A 279-nucleotide genomic window follows, 5' to 3' on the forward strand; every position below is an offset into this window, starting at 1 on the left:
TGGGCGTCCGGGTGGAACCCAACCTGCGCAAGGCACTGGAATGGTGCCATGTGGCCAACATGCTTCGCATACAGAACGAGCGGATGGACATGAGTTATTTTCCGTCTACCCGGGAGTATACCCGCCAATACGGTATCGATAAGAAATTGCTCGACAGCCTCGGCAAGGAAATCGTGATCATGCACCCGGGCCCGATCAACCGCGGGGTGGAGATTACCAGCGATGTTGCCGATTCCAGCCAGTCCATCATCCTCAACCAGGTAGAGAATGGGGTGGCCA

At 56.3% G+C, this 279-nt stretch carries 1 pseudogene; it reads left to right on the forward strand.

Features of this window, described 5'->3' with window-relative positions:
* Positions 1-279, forward strand: a pseudogene (locus tag ACRHNM_RS16655) (aspartate carbamoyltransferase catalytic subunit); the annotation flags it as partial.

It is taken from the genome of Psychroserpens mesophilus, assembly GCF_050617655.1.
Lineage (GTDB): Bacteria > Bacteroidota > Bacteroidia > Flavobacteriales > Flavobacteriaceae > Psychroserpens > Psychroserpens mesophilus_A.